The organism is Photobacterium sp. AWH4_225, from assembly GCF_056158405.1.
In genome coordinates this window covers 603,901-623,223 of sequence record NZ_JBSWTF010000004.1, presented here as the reverse complement: position 1 = coordinate 623,223, position 19,323 = coordinate 603,901, and the positions used below count along the sequence as shown (strand labels likewise).

Below are 19,323 nucleotides of genomic sequence, written 5' to 3'. Positions count from 1 at the left end.
GTTATGAGGACGGTAAGAAGCTGTGTTTGTTTAATAGTATCAGTGTTTTTTATTTATTTTAGTCATTCTTTTTCTATTGCATCTGTACCTTCTTGCTCAAATGCTTCATTTGAGATGCCGTTACCTTTATATTATCATGAACGTGAATTAGGTGAAGTGCTAACAAAAACGAATGGTGATGAAATTTGTTCATTTGACAAAAACAGCTTGTTTTATGTGATTGCGCCTTTTATTGGCGAAACAGCTATAACCTGGGCTCGTTCATATAATAAAAATGACATAACGTTAGATGATTTAAAAGAGCATGGCTTAATTTTAAATTTTGTTCCCAACTCCTTTTCAATATCATTTATAATTGAAAGTGGTAATGAAAGAATACGAAATTTGAATAATGAAGAAAACTATGTGGGAGCTACTCCTTCCCAAGGTGAATTTTTTTCTGCGATATCAAGTTTCAGTCTGGAGTATGATTACAGCGATTCATCTCGTTCATCAGATTCTTACTATTTACAATGGTTGGGTGGCTTTAATTGGGGAGGCTTTGACGGTGTTAATTTGACGACTAATACTTCTTTGGCGTACTCATATGATGACGATAAGAACAAGGATGATTGGGATGCTGTAAGAGGGCCAATTGTTCTTTTCCATGATCGTTACCGTCAACCCGCACGATATTCTCTAGGCGATGTTTCCAGCCCCTCATTTGGTCATTTACCAAATTATGAATTAGGTGGATTTTCGGTTTATAGAAACTTTTCCGATTTACAACCTGATCGAAATATTCAAAATACAGGGAGTCAATTTTTTCAACTCAACGAAAGTGCCGAAGTAAGTTTTTTCGTGAATGATATTTATGTTACGCGTTATAGGCTAGAACCAGGAAGGTATAATATTAATAACCTTCCGTTATCTTCAGGTAATAATGATATTCGTTTAGAGATAAACTATTTGTCAGGCCGAACTGACACACTCTATTTTTCCCGTTATTATAACGCAACTTTACTTAAGTCTGGGTTAAGTGACTTTGGTTTGTCATTGGGTGCTCTATCAGAATTTGATAAAAGAGATATAAGCTATTCAGATGAATATGTGGCTTCAGGTTATTATAATTATGGATTGACAGAGGAATTAACACTTGGTTCCAGCGGGTTAGTCTCTGATGGTGGCGGTCTTCTCGGTATATCTGCTGTAACGGGTAATTTTTTGGGGAATTTTTCACTCAGATTAACATATGGCTATTACAGTGACGATACTTATAGTCACGGTTATATCGGTTCTGTTGATTACGAACAATCAGTAATCGGAAGTGGTATTAGCAGTTCTGCAAATTTAAGAATAGGCTATGAATATCAAAATAGGTTTTCATCAGTTCCGTGGTTGATTGGTAATCAGCAAGATGGTTATAGTACTTATATTGATTATTCAGCATATCCTTTAGAGTCTTTTGACTTTTCATTAGGTGCTCGTTCTAGTGATTATGATGATACCGGTCGCTACCAGTCTTACTATCTATACGCTAATTATAATTTCGGCGATCGTACAAACCGTTTTAGAGTTGGTGTACGAGGTGAGTATAGCTCTGCATCTATCACCGATGATGATGAATACTCTGTCAATTTGAATGTAAGTTGGAATTGGTTATCCGAAAGCAGAAAGTATTCGTCATCTTTAAGATATGATACAGATGGTAATCTTGCAGCGGGAGACTTTTCACGTACCAGTGATTATGGTGTCGGTGGGTTGGGCTATAGAGTCTCGACTGAGTATCATGATAATTATGATAGGCATAGTGGAAATATTAATTATGTTGCAAACAGGTGGCGAGGCAATGCCAATATTTCTAGATATGGGTCAAGCTATTACGGCGATGAATTAGCTGCTTCTGTTTATCTATCGACAACCGTTGGCTATACCGGTGGACGGTTTGGCGTAGGTAGTGACCCCGTCGGTCCATTTGCGGTTGTTTCGGCCCATCAGACCCTAGATGGGTTAGATATTGAAGTTAACGGGTACGAAGGCAATAATCCAAGTGCGATTGCAACCAATGAGCTTCCTGCTATCGTGACGTTTAATCGTGCATTTACCAATAATACTGTCAGCGTTGATATACCTGATGCCCCTCCTGGTTTAGACTACGGTAACCCTTGGTACTCTGTTGTCCCTGGTAGCTTAACGGGGTATGCCATTCATATTGGTTCTGATGCTGTCTATACTGTCATCGGACGGTTGCTTGACAGCTCCCAATCGCCCGTATCCCTAAAAAGTTTCGTTATCATAGGTGAAAACGGTCGATATTCAACCTTTACCAATCGCAACGGTCGGTTTGTCGTGGAGGGTATTAAACCGGGTAACTACTTGATACACCATAAAGAGGACCCTTCAGTACGGGCATCTTTCAGTGTCGAAGAGACTGAAAACCCACTAGTTTACCTGGAGCCTATCGTCTTGCCCGATCCCGAGGTCATCGAAATTGAAGCGCGCGAACAGAGCAGAAACGCCAGAATTCACGATGAAATACAACCCGTAGGAAAAGTCATACGTGTACAACCAGGTGATTCCATCTGGCGATATACCTTTGATGAAATCAGAAGAACTAGACAATTGTACGGGTTTGATTTTTCAAAGGCTGAAAAATACCGACTTACTCTTTCGTTGAGTGATCATGTTGTAAGTGTCAATGATTTGATGGATGGCAATATCATTCATCCAGAGCAAGAAATATGGATTCCTGATTTGAGTAGCTTTGTAATTGATTATGAGAAAGCGATGCGAATTTCACTCTAATTATTGATTTGTAATTTCACAGTGGAGAATGAACATGAAAAGGTGGTTATGGATATTTTTTTTGTGTTGGCCGCTAATTTCTCATGCAAGCGATGAGTGTGCAGGAACTTGGGCTGTAAGGTTTATTGAGGATGACCCGGTGACTAAGCCTAGATTAGGTGAGTCGACATGGATCCAAGCCTACATTGAGTTGGGACCTTCCTTATATCAGTGTGCCAATTCTGCCGTGATATCGACCAGAGCTGAACCGCAATTCTGGCTAAAGGGGCCGCAAGGCAAGGTTGCACTGCAATTTTTCAACAAACATCTAATCCCTTTGCCATTAGTGGATAGTCAAAGTGTTAGGCTGAAATTAGACCCTACGAAAATTACATATTTTTGGCTGAAAATTCCACAGGGGGAATTCCTTTCTGCTGGTATGTATAGTGCGTCTATAGACGTGCAGCTATTTTCCGGAAAGAGCACAAAGGCTATATCTACTCAGACTAAGAATATTGACTATTTTGTCACGCCCTTCGCAAGTATTAGGTTGGATAGTACACGTTACCCTTGGATGAATAATGCCGGTTCACATTATCAATTGATGCTCGGGCACTTGAAAACGGGCAGCAAGCGGCAATTTGATTTTGAAGTATTGAGTAATGCTCATGTTGTTTTGAAAGTAGAGCCTGAGAATGGCGCTTTGCTTCATACTTATTCACAAGGAAGTATCCCCTACTATTTATGGGTAGATCGGCAAAGGGTTAAAGCATCAAAACAGCCTTTACGATTTGAACTTGGCAGAATGTCGGCGCGAACGCCCAGTATCATCGCGTTTGGTGTAGAAGTGGGTAATACCAAGAATGCGGTTGCTGGTAGCTATCGAGATGTTCTAACGATATCTGTTATTGCCAAGCCATAAACCGCACACAGGATAGTTATTTCTATCGGTTGCTATTGAGCGTCTTGATTACTGCTGCCGGTGAGCCCCCAACCAAGGTGTCGGGGGGTACATCCTTGGTTACCGTGGCATTGTCGCTCCCATGTTAATAAACGTGTGGGAGCCGACATGGATAGTTTTGCCGAACTCGCAGAGAAAGGGCGGCATGACATGGCTGTCTTCGCCGAATGACGCGAAAAGTCGGGTCAGCAGATCGCGGGGGCATCACCAGTGTTGGTTGATGGCCATTTTCAATTGGTAGGCATTGGCTCTGATAGCCAGGAGCTCTGGATCTTCATCGTTGAAATCCAACCTTTCAGCTTTTTTCGAATTCGGTCATAGTGGTGACTGCATAATAATCAATAATGATGATTACGTTTCGCCACTAAGGTGAACTTGTAGTCTGACGATTTGAAATAGTTACGGCTATACTCGAAAACCGTGCCATCGACCAAGTAGCCTCTAGTCACTTTTTCAATGATTGGCTGATCAGCCGGAATACCGAGCTGGTTTACGACCTCTTGCGGCGGCAATACCGGGATAATTTCCTGCTCACTGCGGTCTATCACCATCTTCTTGGTTCCCTCGATGAACTCGTATTTCGAGCCCTGCATCACTTCATAAGTGAGATCGGGAAATAGTGAAAGCGGCATCCAAGTCTCTTCAAGCGTGACTGGGTTCTCATCAAGAAAACGGACGCGTTTAACGTAAAAAATCTTATCTTCTTCACTGATTTCCAGTGCCTCGGCAATCGCAGGGGCGGGTGTGGTGATCTCGAAGGCAAGGATTTCACTGTGAGTTTTGACATCTAAGTGGCTCAGCTTTTCATAAAAGCTCGAGTACTCATACATGTCGTAGTTGACCTTGTTCTCTTTCACATAGGTCCAACTGCCTTGGATGCTTTCCAGCACATTTTGCTCTACGAGTAGTTTTAAGGCTTGGCGAACCGTCACACGGCTCACGGAGAAGGCTTCACCTGGTTGTCTGAGTTGGAATGATTTCATGTATATTATGCAATAGAAATATTATATGCGCATGGTTTTATAATGGTATTTAATTAATAAATAAGTAAGCTGTATTTAATATGCACTTAGCAAGTATATTTTTGCTAGCGTTAAGGGCTTAAGCAGACATTATCTGGATATGAAATATTCAAAAATCGAATAGTGGTAGACAAGGTGATTATATGCAATTAGTCTTTTCAAAAAACAAAGTGATTTACACATGGAAAAAGATAGAAGAGATAATTCGATTGACCTTAATGTTTTAAGGATTTTTCAAGTTGTCTATATAACTAAAAATACATCTTTAGCGGCTAAAAAACTGGACATCAGTCAATCCCAGGTAAGCAGATCGCTGCAAAAGTTAAGAACCTATTACAATGATGCAATTTTTATTCGCTCAAAGAATGGCTTATCCCCAACACCTTTAGCAAATAACCTATCTAAAATCGCACCTACTATTTTAGATTCAATCATTTCAGTAAAAACAGACAACTTAACCTTTGATCCAAGCTTATATAATGGCGAAATATCAATTGCCTTATCACCCGTTTTTCAAAATGACTTTGCCTATAATCTATCTGAAATAATATCTACACAAGCTCCCAACGCAAAGCTAAATTTTTTGACTTGGGATGATAAAACGTTGTCTGAAATTTCCTCTAAATTTATAGATATAGGTGTAAATTACTCGTATGTAACAACTCCTAAAGATATCTACTTAGAAAGAGTTCAAAAGGACAGGTTTTACCTTTTAGTTAGAAATGAACACCCAATATTCAATAAGCATAATTATTCTCTAAATGATGTTTTCAAATATGACTTTTGCGTATCCATTCTAAATGGGTTTAACGACAGTAAACCTCTTGCTATAGATATTGTAAAAACTTTAGGTTATGACTTAAAAGTAAAGCATAGATCTGATAACATTGAATTACTAAAGAAAATAATTTTGAATACAAATTCGATATTAATTGGAACACGTAACTTTATTGAGCAGGACTCTAATAAAATTAGGCAGATAAATATAGATGTTGAAGAGTATTCAAAATACTTTGAAGGAGATAGGGTATATACATCATTATTTTATCAACAAAGTAATAAAAAAAATGAAAAAATAATTTGGCTAAAGAAGCTGATTGATAATTTGATTAACAAAGAGTGATGTAAGTTATGACAATTAAAGAGAGAAAAATAAATTTGTCATGCGTCAATTTTCATAATTTACTTAGAGAGTTGAGAACTAGCAGTAAACTATCTCAGCATGATTTATCTATGTCGTTATCAAAAAGTCATAGATTATTCGAGAATTTAACTCAGCCAATGATTAGCCACTGGGAACAAGGTAGAAATATTCCCTCTTTGACTAGGCGAGTAGGGGTTGCAACCTTTTTTAATGTTGATTATGAATATTCTAACTCTGAATTAAATGTACTTAAACGTTCATTAAAGAACGAAATGTTTTATGACCCTCACTTAACAATCTATCCTCTTAAAATTAATAGAACAAAAGAGATGGATTGGGAGGTTTTAGATGAAAAAACGAAAGTACAAATTCGGCATGCTTTCTTTATAAGGCATAAAGACAGTTTAGAAGACTTTCTTGAAAGGAAAAGGTTATTGCATGCGAGAGTCAAATGTTATTATTATGATGATATGTTTGTTGGCCATATTATGTACAGTTTGGTAGATAATGTTTTCTATTATATTTGTGCTGCAGGGATGAATTCAGATATACATAGCACTGTCCTAAAGGATCTTCGAAATCTATGTCAGGTACCTGTCATTGAGATGCATGCAACAATCCCTGTAGTTAAGCACCTTCTCTCATCAATTTATGGCATTATTTTGTCCCAAACTGGTTCGATGACTACGTTTAGATTCAGTGATGTTGACTTTTTTTCTAATCCTTATATAAAAGCGCTTTTTTTAAAAAAGCAAGATTTTATATTACTAAGTTACCAAAATAATATTGAAAATGCATAATGTATAAAATGTCAGTAATATAGTTATTACTGACATTTCTTCATAATTTTGGACTAATCGAGATTGTTATTATATCTTTATATTGACCTGATAGTTTGAATGAGGTGTCATCTTCAATACTAATTTTTATCGTCTGATTTTTATCTCTTCCTCTGAAATTGTTAAATGTTGCCACTTTATCATGTTTATTTGGGTGAAATGTTTTATTTTTCATTTTAATTGAATAATGAACTTGGTTATCTTTTTTTGATGTATGAGTTAAAGCACCATTTTCAGATTCTATTTCCAAGTTGTACCGACTATTAGACTCAATAGAAAGTGGTACTTTGACTGTTGTACCTTCTATAAATGGATCAAATCGTATGGATTTTATTTTTTTTTTGATATCAGAGAAGCTAATTTTTGCTATAGGATCAACATCGTACCTTATTATATGGGTAAGTTTTTCTTCATTTTTCACTATTTTCTTTCTATAATTACTTGCTAATGATAATTGTATATCTGCAGTGTAACTACCAGGTGATACATTTATTGGTTTAGGAACTGATAGCCATATAGTGTATGATTTGATAGGTTTATTTATCTGTGCAAAAACTTGATTATTATCTTTCATAACTAGAGGCTGAATATTTTCATCATAAAATTGTGAACTGAATCTATTATTTGAACTTCTGAACTCTTTAATTTGCTTTCCATCAATGGTAAGTTGATCAAAACATTGAGGCTGAATGATTTGATTAAACTTGATTTCTACAGGCAGTAAGAACCTGTTGTTCTTATATTCAGTTAATTTATTACTGTTGCTCTTTGCCGTCAACTTTATATTGGAACATTTCTCTTGTGCTGACTGAACATCAGTATGGTGAAATAAATAAATAAATAATATTGTTTTTACCAATAAGAGCCTATTCATGAGCAATTACCTTATTTATATTAATGATTGATCCTTTATCCTTTGGAATTACAATGCTAGACTTTAATCCATTACTCATCTCGATATGATATTCACCATGCGTTACTCCCTCTAAAACGAATCGACCAGCACTATTGGTAAAGAAATTGACTGAATGTTCATTATTATAAGCATGACCCGTGACAAGCTGTAATGTATTTCCATTTGTGTCTATCAGTTTTCCTAACACTGTTTTGGAAAATTTTGAACCAATATAAATAATATGCCCTGTGTAACTACCGGGTGTGATATTTAAAACACCTTCACCAATATTATAACCAACTTCTGCATCTGGGACATCGTAGAAAATTTTGTTATCTAAATGAGGAATTAATGTGTAGTGGCCATACAAATAACTATTTGATATCACATCATATTCACTATTAGAAACTGGGTTAATCAGAATATCATTGTGTAAATCTTCATATGGAGAGAAAAGAGCAATCGCACCAAGGGGCTGGCTACTGACGGAAAATTGCCCATCAACAACAGCAAGTGTTGTGCTTACAGATCCTGATATATTAGTGCTATTCTCCTCATCATAAGAAGTAGAGCTTATGTTACTTCTGACTTTTGTTCTTTTGGTTAAATAATCCGTATCTAATTCTAGTTGCTGATAGTTGTCATCATACTCGTATGAAAGATATCCTCCATAGCTACCAATGGTTGAGTTTTGTCCTTTAGATACCTCCAGTCTAGTGTTATTTTCTATAGATTTATAACTTGCATTCAATCTAATTTCATCTAATGATGTAGGTGCGCTATACCTCATTTCAAAGTAAACTTTTTCATCAGGATTGTTATCTTGTTCCTCATATTGGTATCCTAATCTAAAGTTAAAATTTTTGTAGTAGTAATTCACAGCCAAATCATGATTATATTCCTTTTTTTTATCAAGATAATCAATATAGCTTGCCGTTAAATCTATATTGATATTTTCAATGATATCTTGGTTCAAAGATAATCTGTAAGCATCAAAACTTGAATTATAATCACTGTCTTCCCATGGTGAGTAGATGTATGTATCGAGGAATTCTGAGTTTATCCGGATTGATGTGTTCAAGTTTTGATCTGTTGTTAAAAAAGCATATGAGTAAGTAAGCCCTATAGCAGTACCACTTTTATTGTCATAGCTATCTAGGGTGGTAGTTGAGTAATTGCCATTGATAGAGAAACTGCCTAAACTTGTACTCAATGCACTGCTAGCCCCTAAAATACTTCCATCTGGGTGATAGAACATAGATGTACCTAGTGTGAGGTAATCTGTTAAGCCGTATTTATAGTCGCCTGCTAAAACGACGTGCGAATCATGATCACCTATAAATTTATCGCTATAGTCTACGGGAAAACCTATCGCAAGGTTAAAGTCATCAAAACCTTGTGCCAATATTGTTGCATCATAGAAGTTACTTATCTGAAACTCCTCATACCGTCCAGATATATAGTTAATCTGGAGTGTTACATCGTTAGCACCGCTACTTATTGGCAAGTCTTGAAGTGTATAGCGGCCTGCTGGTAGGGAAATTCGTTGATAAAAGTAGCCGTTCAGTAAAATTGTAACCTGGGCGCTTTCGAGCAAGAGAAACTCATCGTTTGGTGTTGCGCTTACTCGCTCTGTTGGCCTTAACTGTGATCGGGAACGTGATATCCCGATACCACTTACTTCTACTGATGATGTATAAGTGGAACTTGGTGTGTTGAGGTTACCTAGTGAGAGGATTAACGGAATGTCAGGTCTTTCAAAAAATAGTTGGATAGGGCCTCTTTGTGACTCTGTGCCAGAGTTTTCAGAGTAGTCTATATTGCCGCTCCAAACTACATTTGCACCGTATACACCACCAAAATTAGCTGCCCCATAGGTCTCAAGGCCATAGGTTGCGCTCCTTTCAGAAGTAGAGTAGTTGGCTTTGGTATTAAACGTACTTTGAATTGTGTAATTGGATGCTTTATCGTAAACAGGAAGTTTGTAGCCATCGCTAAGAAAGATATTTTTATTTAATAATATGTCACTGTCTAGGGTAAGTTCCAATTCTACTTTGCTTGGTAGATACTTAAGATAAACCCCATAGTTACCAATCTTCTCAGTAGTCACCATATTAGTATTATCATTTACAATTAACTGTAGTGTCTCTTTTTTTACATGGCTTTCTAGTGCTTTTGTTAGACTAGTCACTTCTATACTATCAATTTTGAAACCATTGCTTCTTGCAATAATTGAGCCAATGTATTGGTTGTCATAACTGATTGGGATATCAATAGGCCATGACTTTGCCATTGTTTTAGATGAAAAAATACACAAAACAATAATGATAAGATAACTTTTAGCCATAACAACTACACTTCTATGTTTATAGTTATTAAATCTCCGATCTCACTTGGTAATTGATTGGAGCTGACGAAGAACTCCCTTTCTCTTAGTGGCAGGACGAATTGAAACCCTGTCATGTGGTGAACCTCTAACCAAGACAACACTTTTTTCGACTTTGTACCAACAAGCGTGACTTTTACGCTAGATAGATCAAGAACTTTATCACCTGTATTTCCGATAGAGATATTAGTGCCATTGTTAATATTTAGAATACTTATTCTAGGTACAGGATTACTATTTACTGGAGAGACAAAAACCAAGGAGCTAAAATTAAACAACATTCTAACTGTCGCGCCTTCTGATTCTATATTTTGCTCCAGAGGCAGTTGGTTGAAATTTAATCTATACACTTTAGATACACTGCTTTCAAATGCTCCTATAAATTTAACTCTAAATGTTTGACTCTCACCTGGTTGTATTAATGACTGCGGTGGCATAATAAAGAAATCTTCTACGCTATCTTCTGCCTGCTCTCTATTATTCTCATCTAATTCAATTTGTTTTACTATTGTTTCAATAGCCATTGCTTTATGATTATCGTTTTTCACAATGAATAGGGCTGATGAATTTTTTCCGAAATTGTCGATATATGCAAGAAAAGGTGTAACTTCCATTGCTTGAGCGCTTGTTACTAATAATAATGTTATTAACATTTTTTTCATATCAACATCCTTGGTGATATAAGATTAGGGGAGGAAACCTCCCCTAATTATTATCACAACATGATAGGAGAAATTGTTAAGGTAATTGATTCATCATAATCACCAGAACGCTCCCAGCCTTTAATATTAACTGGCTTAACGTATAGTTTCTTAATTTCAGGTGTTTTGGCGATTGCTTCAGGATCAAATGCCTGTCCGTCGGTACTTGTCCAGATATCTTCAACAATTTTTTGTCGTTTACTTAGGTTAAAGAGTTTATCTCCGAGACTTGTATTTTCATGAAAACGGAATAAGTATTCAATCTTACTATACCCACCACCATTAACATTTCGGCTTTTGAAAAATCCATTTGTAGCATCAACAGTAATATCGGCTTTACCAGAACCGTCATTACACCATACTACAACGTCAGCAATATTCTGTTCTTCTTCCTTAAACTGCACTGTAGCATTTTCTGATGCCCCCCTAATGGTGCCATCGTAAAATTGCATTTTACAGATTTTTTCGATATTCCCTGCGAGTTCAAGAGTAATTGTATCTCCACCCAGTACCAAGTTTTTAGCCGCACTATTGCTCAAGTTTGCAGTATTTGCTGCCAGCGCAGAACCAGCGATGAAAGAAGTGATTAATGTTGCCAAAACTAACTTTTTCATAGTAGATTTCCTTTTGTTATTTATCCAAGGTGCAATCTAATCCTATGAATAATCCTGAATTTATGAATCAGCCAAAACTAACCATTTCATCTTTCATTAGGTACTATTTAGCAAAAGTTAACTGCAAGTAACTCCTTCCTAGATGTGACCCCCATCTTAGACATGATATGTGCAACATGATTTTTAACCGTATGTACACTGATGAAATGTTTTTGGGCTATTTGCTGATTGCTATAACCATCAAGCATGTGAAGTAATATATCTTTTTCTTTATGAGTTAAATTATATTGGATAGTAATTAGCTCTGCTATTGTACTGTGGGGGATATCCTGATGGTTGTGATTTTTTACTGCATCAGTGAGTTCTTTTCGCGTATACCAATATTCACTTCTATCCAAAAAGCATTTGATCGCACTTGCCAAATTTACAATGGTATGTTTTTCGTATAATACTCCACAGAAGCCATTATCAATCCAAAATGCCGATGAAAGGAGGCAAGATTTATCGATGTTGATAACAAACCAAGCATTATTGTTAACTGAAGTGTCTATTTCAGTTACTTCTTGAGTAACTATTGTCTTGTAATCTACAAAGAATACATGGTTTTTTATGTTGTCTATGGATGAAGTATCACCAATGACAAAGAATTCATTATTTTCTGGGTACAGTTCATTTACAATATTCTTGATAATTGCAGCCTGTTGAAGATCATGACTAATCAAACAGAACTGGTATTTTTTTTGCTTTTGCATTTTATCCACCCTCTCCGTTTTACATATCTTTTGGAATTAGTATCACAGAGTTAATGAGTAAACATCTATATCACACAAATGATTTCACTCGGCAATGGAATAAATATATCTATTTGTCTAGTAATTTTTGCGCTAGCTCATATTTTTGAGAGCTATGGATAGGGGCAAGAATAACAGGCTCAGTTGAGCCTGTTTGTAAATCAATAATGATGATTTCGTTTCGCCACTAAGGTGAACTTGTAGTCTGACGATTTGAAATAGTTACGGCTATACTCGAAAACCGTGCCATCGACCAAGTAGCCTCTAGTCACTTTTTCAATGATTGGCTGATCAGCCGGAATACCTAGCTGGTTTACGACCTCTTGCGGCGGCAATACCGGGATAATTTCCTGCTCACTTCGGTCTATCACCATCTTCTTGGTTCCCTCGATGAACTCGTATTTCGAGCCCTGCATCACTTCATAAGTGAGATCGGGAAATAGTGAAAGCGGCATCCAAGTCTCTTCAAGCGTGACTGGGTTCTCATCAAGAAAACGGACGCGCTTGACGTAAAAGATCCGATCCTCTTCATTAATCTGCAACGCCTCTGCAATCGCAGGAGCGGGTGTGGTGATTTCAAAGGCAAGGATTTCACTGTGTGTTTTGACATCCAAGTGGCTCAGCTTTTCATAGAAGCTTGAGTACTCATACATGTCGTAATTGACCTTGTTCTCTTTCACATAGGTCCCACTTCCTTGGATGCTTTCCAGCACATTTTGTTCTACGAGTAGTTTTAAAGCTTGGCGAACCGTCACCCGGCTCACGGAGAAGGCTTCTCGCAGTTGTGCTTCAGTCGGCAAGGCCTCACCCGGCTTGTATTCACCGGACTGGATCTTTTCCTTTATTGCGTCAGCGATCTGACGATACATAGGAAGGCGTGCCACATCGTTCTCCTCTGGAAGGCAAGTTTCTTAATTACCGCTTATAGTTGCTTGATTAGGGCTTCAAGTTAGTCCTAAACGCTTATAGTTAGCTAATGCCTGTATTTTACCTGTATTTATCGCGTCATTCAAAGTTGTCATATACAAGCTGAACCTAAATTTAATACAACAATAATACCTATTTGTAAGGTTGTGTGAATGAGATCACAGAACACATCGTCAGAATACGTATCATATTTGTATTAATACAACTAAGGGCGATACACGCCCGCCTGGATGACGGTACAGAGGACGACGATGAAACTGACTACCCTTACCAATAAGTCGCTGATTTCAATCCAAACGACATTTGAAAGTCGTGAAGCAGCGATCCATGCTCTGGCAGACAAACTGGATCAACAAGGCAAATTGCATGATAAGCAAGCTTACCTTGATGCAGTTTTTGCCCGTGAAGAGCAAGGCCCTACAGCGCTAGGTGAAGGCCTAGCTGTCCCACACGGCAAGACTGACGCGGTTAAAGAAGCCGGTTTTGCAGTTGCGACGCTAAAACAAGATCTTAAATGGAAAGGTATTGATGAAGACGAAGATGAAGATGTAAACCTTGTCTTCCTGATTGCCATTCCAAATGCTGAAGCCGGTTCAACCCACATGCACCTGTTGACTGAGCTAACCACGACACTAGTTGATGATGATGTTCGTGAAGCGGTACTGAATGCGCAAAGTGCAGAAGAACTGATGACTCTGCTTGATGGTGCGGGTGAAGAGGAAGAACAAGACAACCTTAATACAAATGAAAACAACCCAACGATTGTTTGTGTTACAGCTTGTCCTGCAGGTATTGCCCACACTTATATGGCGGCAGAGTACCTTGAGAAAGCCGGCAAGAAAATGGGCATCAATGTCCATGTCGAGAAACAAGGTGCCAACGGTATTGAAGGTCGCTTGACGGCAGAACAACTAAACAAAGCTGATGCTGTTGTCTTTGCTGCTGAAGTCGCGATTAAAGAAATTGAGCGATTTAATGGTATCCCACGTGTAGAAACACCAGTCGCCGAGCCTATCCGCCATGCTGAGCGTATCTTGAATGATGCAATGGAAGCGGCGAAGCAGGGGACAAGTGAAGAGCGCGTTGCTGCCACGAGTGACAAACCGAAGAAACTGCCATTCAAGACCGAGCTTAAGCAAGCATTGCTAAGCGGTATCTCTTTTGCAGTTCCTCTTATTGTTGCGGGTGGTACGGTTCTCGCGGTTGCCGTTTTGATTGCGCAAATTTTTAACCTGCAAGAGCTCTACGCAACAGAAAACTCATGGCTGTACATGTACCGCAAACTGGGTGGCGGCCTGCTTGGCACCTTGATGGTACCGGTACTTGCAGCTTACACCGCATACTCCCTCGCCGATAAGCCGGCATTGGGCCCAGGTTTCGCGGCTGGTTTAGCGGCAAACATGATTGGTTCCGGCTTCCTTGGTGGTGTTGTCGGTGGCTTAATCGCCGGTTACGTGATGCGCTGGGTGAAAGAGAATATTCGTCTAAGCCCTGCATTCAACGGCTTCCTGACTTTCTACCTGTACCCTGTGATCGGTACGTTAGTTGTTGGTAGTTTGATGCTGTTTGTTATCGGTAAGCCGGTAGCCATGCTGAACCAAGGTTTGACTGATTGGCTAAACGGCCTGTCTGGCTCTAACGCACTACTACTTGGCGCAATCATCGGTATCTTCGTATCGTTTGACCTTGGTGGCCCGGTAAACAAAGCAGCATACGCATTCTGCCTAGGTGCAATGGCTAACGGCGTATACGGCCCATACGCAATCTTCGGTTCGGTGAAGATGGTTTCTGCCTTTACTGTAACGGCTTCAACTATGATGGCACCACGTCTATTCAAAGACTTTGAAATCGAAACGGGTAAATCGACTTGGCTACTTGGCCTAGCGGGTATCACTGAAGGTGCGATTCCAATGGCGATTGAAGACCCAATCCGTGTTATCGGCTCATTCCTTGCGGGCTCAATGGTGACAGGTGCCATCGTAGGCGCGGCAGGTATTGGTCTATCAACTCCGGGTGCAGGTATCTTCTCAATGTTCCTACTTCACGATGCGGGTATAGGTAGCTTCATGGCCGCTGGTATCTGGTTGGGTGCTGCCCTAATTGGTGCTGCTATCTCTACCGTGATGCTGGTGAGCTGGAGGGCACATGCGACAAAAAAGGGCACATTTAAAGTGACCGCTGACGCTTAACCCCGCTTTTTACATCAAGCAACGAATAACTTACGTCACATTATTGACAACACTCTAAATAATCGGGTGCAGGGAACCTGCGCCCGACATTAAAGAAAAAATATCAGGTACATTATTATGGCTACTTCCCGCGTTCATATTACTCCTCACATGCACTGGGACCGTGAATGGTATTTCACTACAGAAGAATCACGAATTCTGCTAGTAAACAACATGGAAGAAATCCTGACTCGCCTAGAGTCAGATCCTGAATACAAATTCTATGTACTTGATGGCCAGACCGCGGTTCTGGAAGATTACTTTGCTATCATGCCTGAAAACGAAGAGCGCGTACGCAAACAAGTACAAGCGGGCAAACTTATTATCGGTCCATGGTACTCACAAACCGACACCATGCAGGTTGCGGGTGAATCTATCGTTCGTAACATGATGTACGGTATTCGTGACTGCATGAACTTTGGCGAAGCCATGAAAATCGGTTACCTGCCAGACTCATTCTCAATGAGCTCACAGCTGCCAATGATCTACAACGGTTTTGGTATTGACCGCGCAATGTTCTGGCGTGGTTGTTCTGAGCGTCACGGCACCAACAAAACAGAATTTGTGTGGCAGAGTAACGACGGCAGCGAAGTGACTGCACAGGTACTTCCGCTGGGTTACGCAATTGGTAAATACCTGCCACAAGACGAAGAAGGCCTGCGTGCCCGTTTGGACAAATACTTCCCAGTATTGGAAAAACCATCGGTAACCAAAGATATCCTGCTTCCTAACGGCCATGACCAGATGCCGATCCAAAAAGATATCTTCGAAGTGATGGATAACCTACGTGAAATCTATCCTGACCGCGAATTCAAGATGAGCCGCTTTGAAGAAGTGTTTGAGCGTATCGAACAAGTTCGTGACCAACTTGATACTGTCAAAGGCGAGTTCAACGACGGTAAATACATGCGTGTTCACCGTACGATTTCTTCTACCCGTATGGATATCAAATTGATCCACGCGGAAGTAGAGAACAAGATTGTAAACATCCTAGAACCGTTGGCATCGATTGCCTGGACGCTGGGCTTTGATTACCACCACGGCCTGATTGAGAAAATGTGGAAAGAGAGCATGAAGAACCATGCCCACGACTCAATTGGTTGCTGCTGCTCGGATAAAGTACATGCCGAGATCCTAAATCGTTACATCCTTGCCGATGACATGGCAACTAACCTGATCAACTTCTACAAACGTAAGATTGTTGACCACATGCCAGCCCGTGAAGGTTGTGACAAGCTAGCAATGTTCAACCTATCGCCATACGACCGTGAGGAAGTGATTAACACGACCATCACTATTCGTGCGCAAGAGTTCAAGATCTTCGATGAGCACGGCCATGAAGTCGAGTACTACATCCAAGATCAGCGTGTGATTGATCCAGGTAAGATTGACCGCCAGATCGTTCACTACGGAAACTACGACCCATTCGTAGAATACGATATTCAAATCAAGCACATCGTACCGGCAATGGGCTTTACCACACTTCACATTGAAGGTAATACCAAAGGCAAAGTGAAGGTTGCCGAGCAGAAAGAATACCTGATGGAGAATGAGTTCTACCGTATCAATGTCAATGACAACGGTACGCTAACCATCTTCGACAAAGAAACAGAGCAGACTTTCGATCAGGTGCTTCGCTTAGAAGATGGTTCTGATGATGGTGACGAGTACGACTACTCACCATCTCGTAAAGAGTGGCTACTGTACTCTGATGAGTTCAAAGTTGAAACCAACATTAAACATGAAGGTTTCCAGTCAGTTGCCAGCATCAAGCTACGTATGGATGTGCCTGACAACCTGCAAGCCCGTGAAGAGCGTACTAACCAAGATGGTTATGTGGATGTTGATTGCCAAGTGGTGCTAAAAGCTGGCTCTCGCCGTATTGAAGTACGCATGGAGTTGGACAACCAAGCTGACGATCATCGTGTACGTGTATTGGTTCCAACCCCGTTCGTGTCTGAGACTGTAGTCGCCGATAACCAATTTGGTTTGATCACCCGTCCAGTTAACGACCCAGAAATGGCAAACTGGGAAAAAGACGGTTGGAAAGAAGCGCCAGTACCTGTTTACCAGCTGATGAACTTTGCAGCGCTGGAGAGTGGTCAAGCAGGTATGGCTATCATGAGCAACGGCCTACGTGAGTTCGAGGTAATTTCTTCTAAAGGCAACGAAGAAAAAGATACCTTTGCGTTAACGCTGCTTCGCGGTGTGGGTGTATTGGGTAAAGAAGAACTTCTTCTGCGTCCTGGCCGTCCATCGGGTATCAAGATCCCAACGCCTGATTCACAGGTGCGCGGTAAGATCGTATGTAACTTCACCTTGAGTGGCTTTGCGGGCAACCACATTGAAGCTAATGTCATGGCAATGGCACGTGACAATGTGACGCCTATCCAGTGCTACAACAAGATCCCATACAACGCGATGAAGCTGAATGTGGGTGAGCAAAACCAGCCGCTGACTTTCTCGCTACTTGAGAAAGGCACGGAAGGCGCAGTGCTGAGCGTTCTGAAGAAAGCGGAAGATGAAAATGCGCTCATCGTGCGTGTTTACAACCCATCTGAAACAGAAACCATTACTGATGGTATCCGCTTCAGCCGTCCTATCACTGAGTGGGTAGAAACCCGTATGGACGAAGTGGTATTGGAAAAGCAAGGCTACGAAGCCGGTCAATTCGGCGAACTGCGCCCTTGTCAGGCAAAAACGTTCCGAGTGCGTTTCTAATCTCATGCAATACGCTGGCAGGGCGTGATGAACCCTGTCAGCGCTGAGAATTAGTTGTTTTTTCTACGTGAATATTTCCAATTTTCTGCCGGGCTTGCCCGGCAGCTTTTTATCCGGATAACGATGATATGTATAAGCTAGGTAATGTAATTCAAAACTATGCATGGGGCAGCAAAACCGCGATGACAGCCTTGTTTGGCATCAGTAACCCAGATGACCAACCACAAGCAGAACTGTGGATGGGGGCTCACCCAAATGGCTGCTCCCGTATTGTTTGTGATGGTGAAAGCCATCTCCTTTCAGATGTAATTGAGCAGTCACCTGAAACAGTATTGGGCCGTTACACCCATGATAAATTTGGTGAGTTGCCATATTTGGTTAAAGTTCTGTCAGCCGCTAAGCCACTGTCTATTCAGGTGCATCCGAAGAAATCAGCAGCCGAAGAAGGTTACCATCGAGAGAACCTTGCCGGTATTCCTCTCAATGCCGCCGAACGTAACTATAAAGATCCAAACCACAAACCAGAGATGGTTTACGCTCTGACCAACTACAAGGCAATGAACGGTTTCCGCGTGATTAACGAGATGGTTGAGCTGTTCGAGCAAGCCAATTGCCCAACGTTGGCAGAAGATGTTCAGGCGCTGAAAGCTAACCCAACGCCGATTCAATTGGCGGCGTTTTTCCGTGAGGTGATTTCCCTAACGGGCGAGAAAAAGCAGTCTGCAATTGCAGAGCTGATGGAAAACATCGGCTCGAAAGGTCTGTCGACCGATGCAAAAGCTATTTTTGAGTTGATCGCAGGTTTTGCCGTTGAGTATCCAAATGATGTTGGTTTGTTTGCCCCTTTGATGCTCAATGTCATTGAGTTAGAGGCGGGCGAGGCTATGTACCTTGATGCCGAAACACCGCATGCCTACTTAGAAGGCACGGGTATTGAAGTTATGGCTAGTTCGGATAACGTGCTTCGTGCTGGCTTGACACCTAAGTTCATGGACGTTGAAGAACTGCTGAAAAATACCCGGTTTGAGCCAATCCCGGCTCACCACCTAAGACTGAAAGGGCAGGTAAAAGACAACAAGGTTAGCTACAACGTACCGGTTGACGATTTCAAAGTTGAAGTGATTACTTTGACCGATAAACCACAGACTGAGTTTGTTCGCAGTGCTGAAATCATTATGTGCTTGCAGGGTAAGTTGACGCTGGAAAGCGAAGGCCAAGAGATTAACCTGATTGCGGGTGAATCGGCGTTTATCCCTTACAGCAGCCGACAGTACAGTTACAAAGGTATGGGTAAAGTGGTTAGGACGTTTAACTAGCTTTTTCGTTTGTGA

Annotated in this window: 13 protein-coding genes and 1 pseudogene; 7 read left to right on the top strand and 7 right to left on the bottom strand. The window is 40.4% G+C overall.

Features of this window, described 5'->3' with window-relative positions; genetic code table 11:
• Positions 1–3: 3 nt before the first annotated feature.
• Both ACXAD4_RS20190 and ACXAD4_RS20185 read left to right on the top strand, forming a co-directional pair.
• On the top strand, positions 4–2,784 hold the full coding sequence (locus ACXAD4_RS20190; RefSeq protein WP_475243700.1) for a fimbria/pilus outer membrane usher protein: 2,781 nt from the start codon (positions 4–6) through the stop codon (positions 2,782–2,784).
• Between the two features lie 34 nt (positions 2,785–2,818).
• Entirely contained in the window at positions 2,819–3,685 is an 867-nt protein-coding gene (locus tag ACXAD4_RS20185; protein WP_475243699.1) for a hypothetical protein, read from the top strand.
• Positions 3,686–4,062: 377 nt separating this feature from the next.
• Here the strand turns inward: ACXAD4_RS20185 and ACXAD4_RS20180 are convergent.
• Positions 4,063–4,677 (bottom strand): annotated as a pseudogene (locus ACXAD4_RS20180) (GntR family transcriptional regulator); the annotation flags it as partial.
• Positions 4,678–4,927: 250 nt separating this feature from the next.
• Here ACXAD4_RS20180 and ACXAD4_RS20175 point away from each other — a divergent pair.
• Positions 4,928–5,869: a LysR family transcriptional regulator gene (locus tag ACXAD4_RS20175; RefSeq protein WP_475243698.1), complete on the top strand. Its 942-nt coding sequence runs from the start codon at positions 4,928–4,930 to the stop codon at positions 5,867–5,869.
• Positions 5,870–5,877: 8 nt separating this feature from the next.
• On the top strand, positions 5,878–6,690 hold the full coding sequence (locus ACXAD4_RS20170) for a helix-turn-helix domain-containing protein (RefSeq protein ID WP_475243696.1): 813 nt from the start codon (positions 5,878–5,880) through the stop codon (positions 6,688–6,690).
• Positions 6,691–6,730: 40 nt separating this feature from the next.
• Here the strand turns inward: ACXAD4_RS20170 and ACXAD4_RS20165 are convergent, their stop codons facing one another.
• From ACXAD4_RS20165 to ACXAD4_RS20140, 6 genes are all read right to left on the bottom strand, one after another.
• The gene (locus tag ACXAD4_RS20165; protein WP_475243694.1) at positions 6,731–7,603 is read right to left on the bottom strand and encodes a hypothetical protein; all 873 of its coding nucleotides are present in this window, start codon (positions 7,601–7,603) and stop codon (positions 6,731–6,733) included.
• On the bottom strand, positions 7,596–9,971 hold the full coding sequence (locus ACXAD4_RS20160; protein ID WP_475243692.1) for a fimbria/pilus outer membrane usher protein: 2,376 nt from the start codon (positions 9,969–9,971) through the stop codon (positions 7,596–7,598). Before ACXAD4_RS20160 ends, ACXAD4_RS20165 begins: the two co-directional genes overlap by 8 nt.
• 5 nt (positions 9,972–9,976) lie before the next feature.
• On the bottom strand, positions 9,977–10,672 hold the full coding sequence (locus tag ACXAD4_RS20155) for a fimbrial biogenesis chaperone (protein WP_475243691.1): 696 nt from the start codon (positions 10,670–10,672) through the stop codon (positions 9,977–9,979).
• A 53-nt stretch (positions 10,673–10,725) separates the two neighbouring features.
• Entirely contained in the window at positions 10,726–11,325 is a 600-nt protein-coding gene (locus tag ACXAD4_RS20150; RefSeq protein ID WP_475243690.1) for a hypothetical protein, read from the bottom strand.
• A gap of 107 nt (positions 11,326–11,432) precedes the next feature.
• A complete protein-coding gene (locus ACXAD4_RS20145; RefSeq protein WP_475243688.1) occupies positions 11,433–12,077 on the bottom strand; it encodes a LuxR C-terminal-related transcriptional regulator in 645 nt (214 codons plus the stop codon).
• Between the two features lie 200 nt (positions 12,078–12,277).
• On the bottom strand, positions 12,278–13,000 hold the full coding sequence (locus tag ACXAD4_RS20140) for a GntR family transcriptional regulator (RefSeq protein ID WP_475243687.1): 723 nt from the start codon (positions 12,998–13,000) through the stop codon (positions 12,278–12,280).
• 294 nt (positions 13,001–13,294) lie between these two features.
• Between ACXAD4_RS20140 and mngA the strand changes: the two genes are divergently transcribed.
• The 3 genes from mngA to manA all read left to right on the top strand — a co-directional run bounded on the left by mngA (position 13,295) and on the right by manA (position 19,308).
• Positions 13,295–15,232, top strand: coding sequence for a PTS 2-O-a-mannosyl-D-glycerate transporter subunit IIABC (gene mngA / locus ACXAD4_RS20135; protein WP_475243686.1), 1,938 nt, complete (start codon positions 13,295–13,297; stop codon positions 15,230–15,232).
• A gap of 117 nt (positions 15,233–15,349) precedes the next feature.
• A complete protein-coding gene (gene mngB, locus ACXAD4_RS20130) occupies positions 15,350–17,992 on the top strand; it encodes a mannosylglycerate hydrolase (RefSeq protein ID WP_475243685.1) in 2,643 nt (880 codons plus the stop codon).
• Positions 17,993–18,120: 128 nt separating this feature from the next.
• Positions 18,121–19,308, top strand: a complete 1,188-nt coding sequence (manA, locus tag ACXAD4_RS20125) for a mannose-6-phosphate isomerase, class I (protein WP_475243684.1) — start codon at positions 18,121–18,123, stop codon at positions 19,306–19,308.
• The last annotated feature ends 15 nt before the right edge of the window (positions 19,309–19,323 follow it).

Excerpts from the sequence above, each read along its gene's own strand:
- ACXAD4_RS20190 (WP_475243700.1), top strand. The coding sequence starts at position 4 with ATGAGGACGGTAAGAAGCTGTGTTTGTTTAATAGTATCAGTGTTTTTT.
- ACXAD4_RS20185 (WP_475243699.1), top strand. The coding sequence starts at position 2,819 with ATGAAAAGGTGGTTATGGATATTTTTTTTGTGTTGGCCGCTAATTTCT.
- ACXAD4_RS20175 (WP_475243698.1), top strand. The coding sequence starts at position 4,928 with ATGGAAAAAGATAGAAGAGATAATTCGATTGACCTTAATGTTTTAAGG.
- ACXAD4_RS20170 (WP_475243696.1), top strand. The coding sequence starts at position 5,878 with ATGACAATTAAAGAGAGAAAAATAAATTTGTCATGCGTCAATTTTCAT.
- ACXAD4_RS20165 (WP_475243694.1), bottom strand. The coding sequence starts at position 7,603 with ATGAATAGGCTCTTATTGGTAAAAACAATATTATTTATTTATTTATTT.
- ACXAD4_RS20160 (WP_475243692.1), bottom strand. The coding sequence starts at position 9,971 with ATGGCTAAAAGTTATCTTATCATTATTGTTTTGTGTATTTTTTCATCT.
- ACXAD4_RS20155 (WP_475243691.1), bottom strand. The coding sequence starts at position 10,672 with ATGAAAAAAATGTTAATAACATTATTATTAGTAACAAGCGCTCAAGCA.
- ACXAD4_RS20150 (WP_475243690.1), bottom strand. The coding sequence starts at position 11,325 with ATGAAAAAGTTAGTTTTGGCAACATTAATCACTTCTTTCATCGCTGGT.
- ACXAD4_RS20145 (WP_475243688.1), bottom strand. The coding sequence starts at position 12,077 with ATGCAAAAGCAAAAAAAATACCAGTTCTGTTTGATTAGTCATGATCTT.
- mngA (WP_475243686.1), top strand. The coding sequence starts at position 13,295 with ATGAAACTGACTACCCTTACCAATAAGTCGCTGATTTCAATCCAAACG.
- mngB (WP_475243685.1), top strand. The coding sequence starts at position 15,350 with ATGGCTACTTCCCGCGTTCATATTACTCCTCACATGCACTGGGACCGT.
- manA (WP_475243684.1), top strand. The coding sequence starts at position 18,121 with ATGTATAAGCTAGGTAATGTAATTCAAAACTATGCATGGGGCAGCAAA.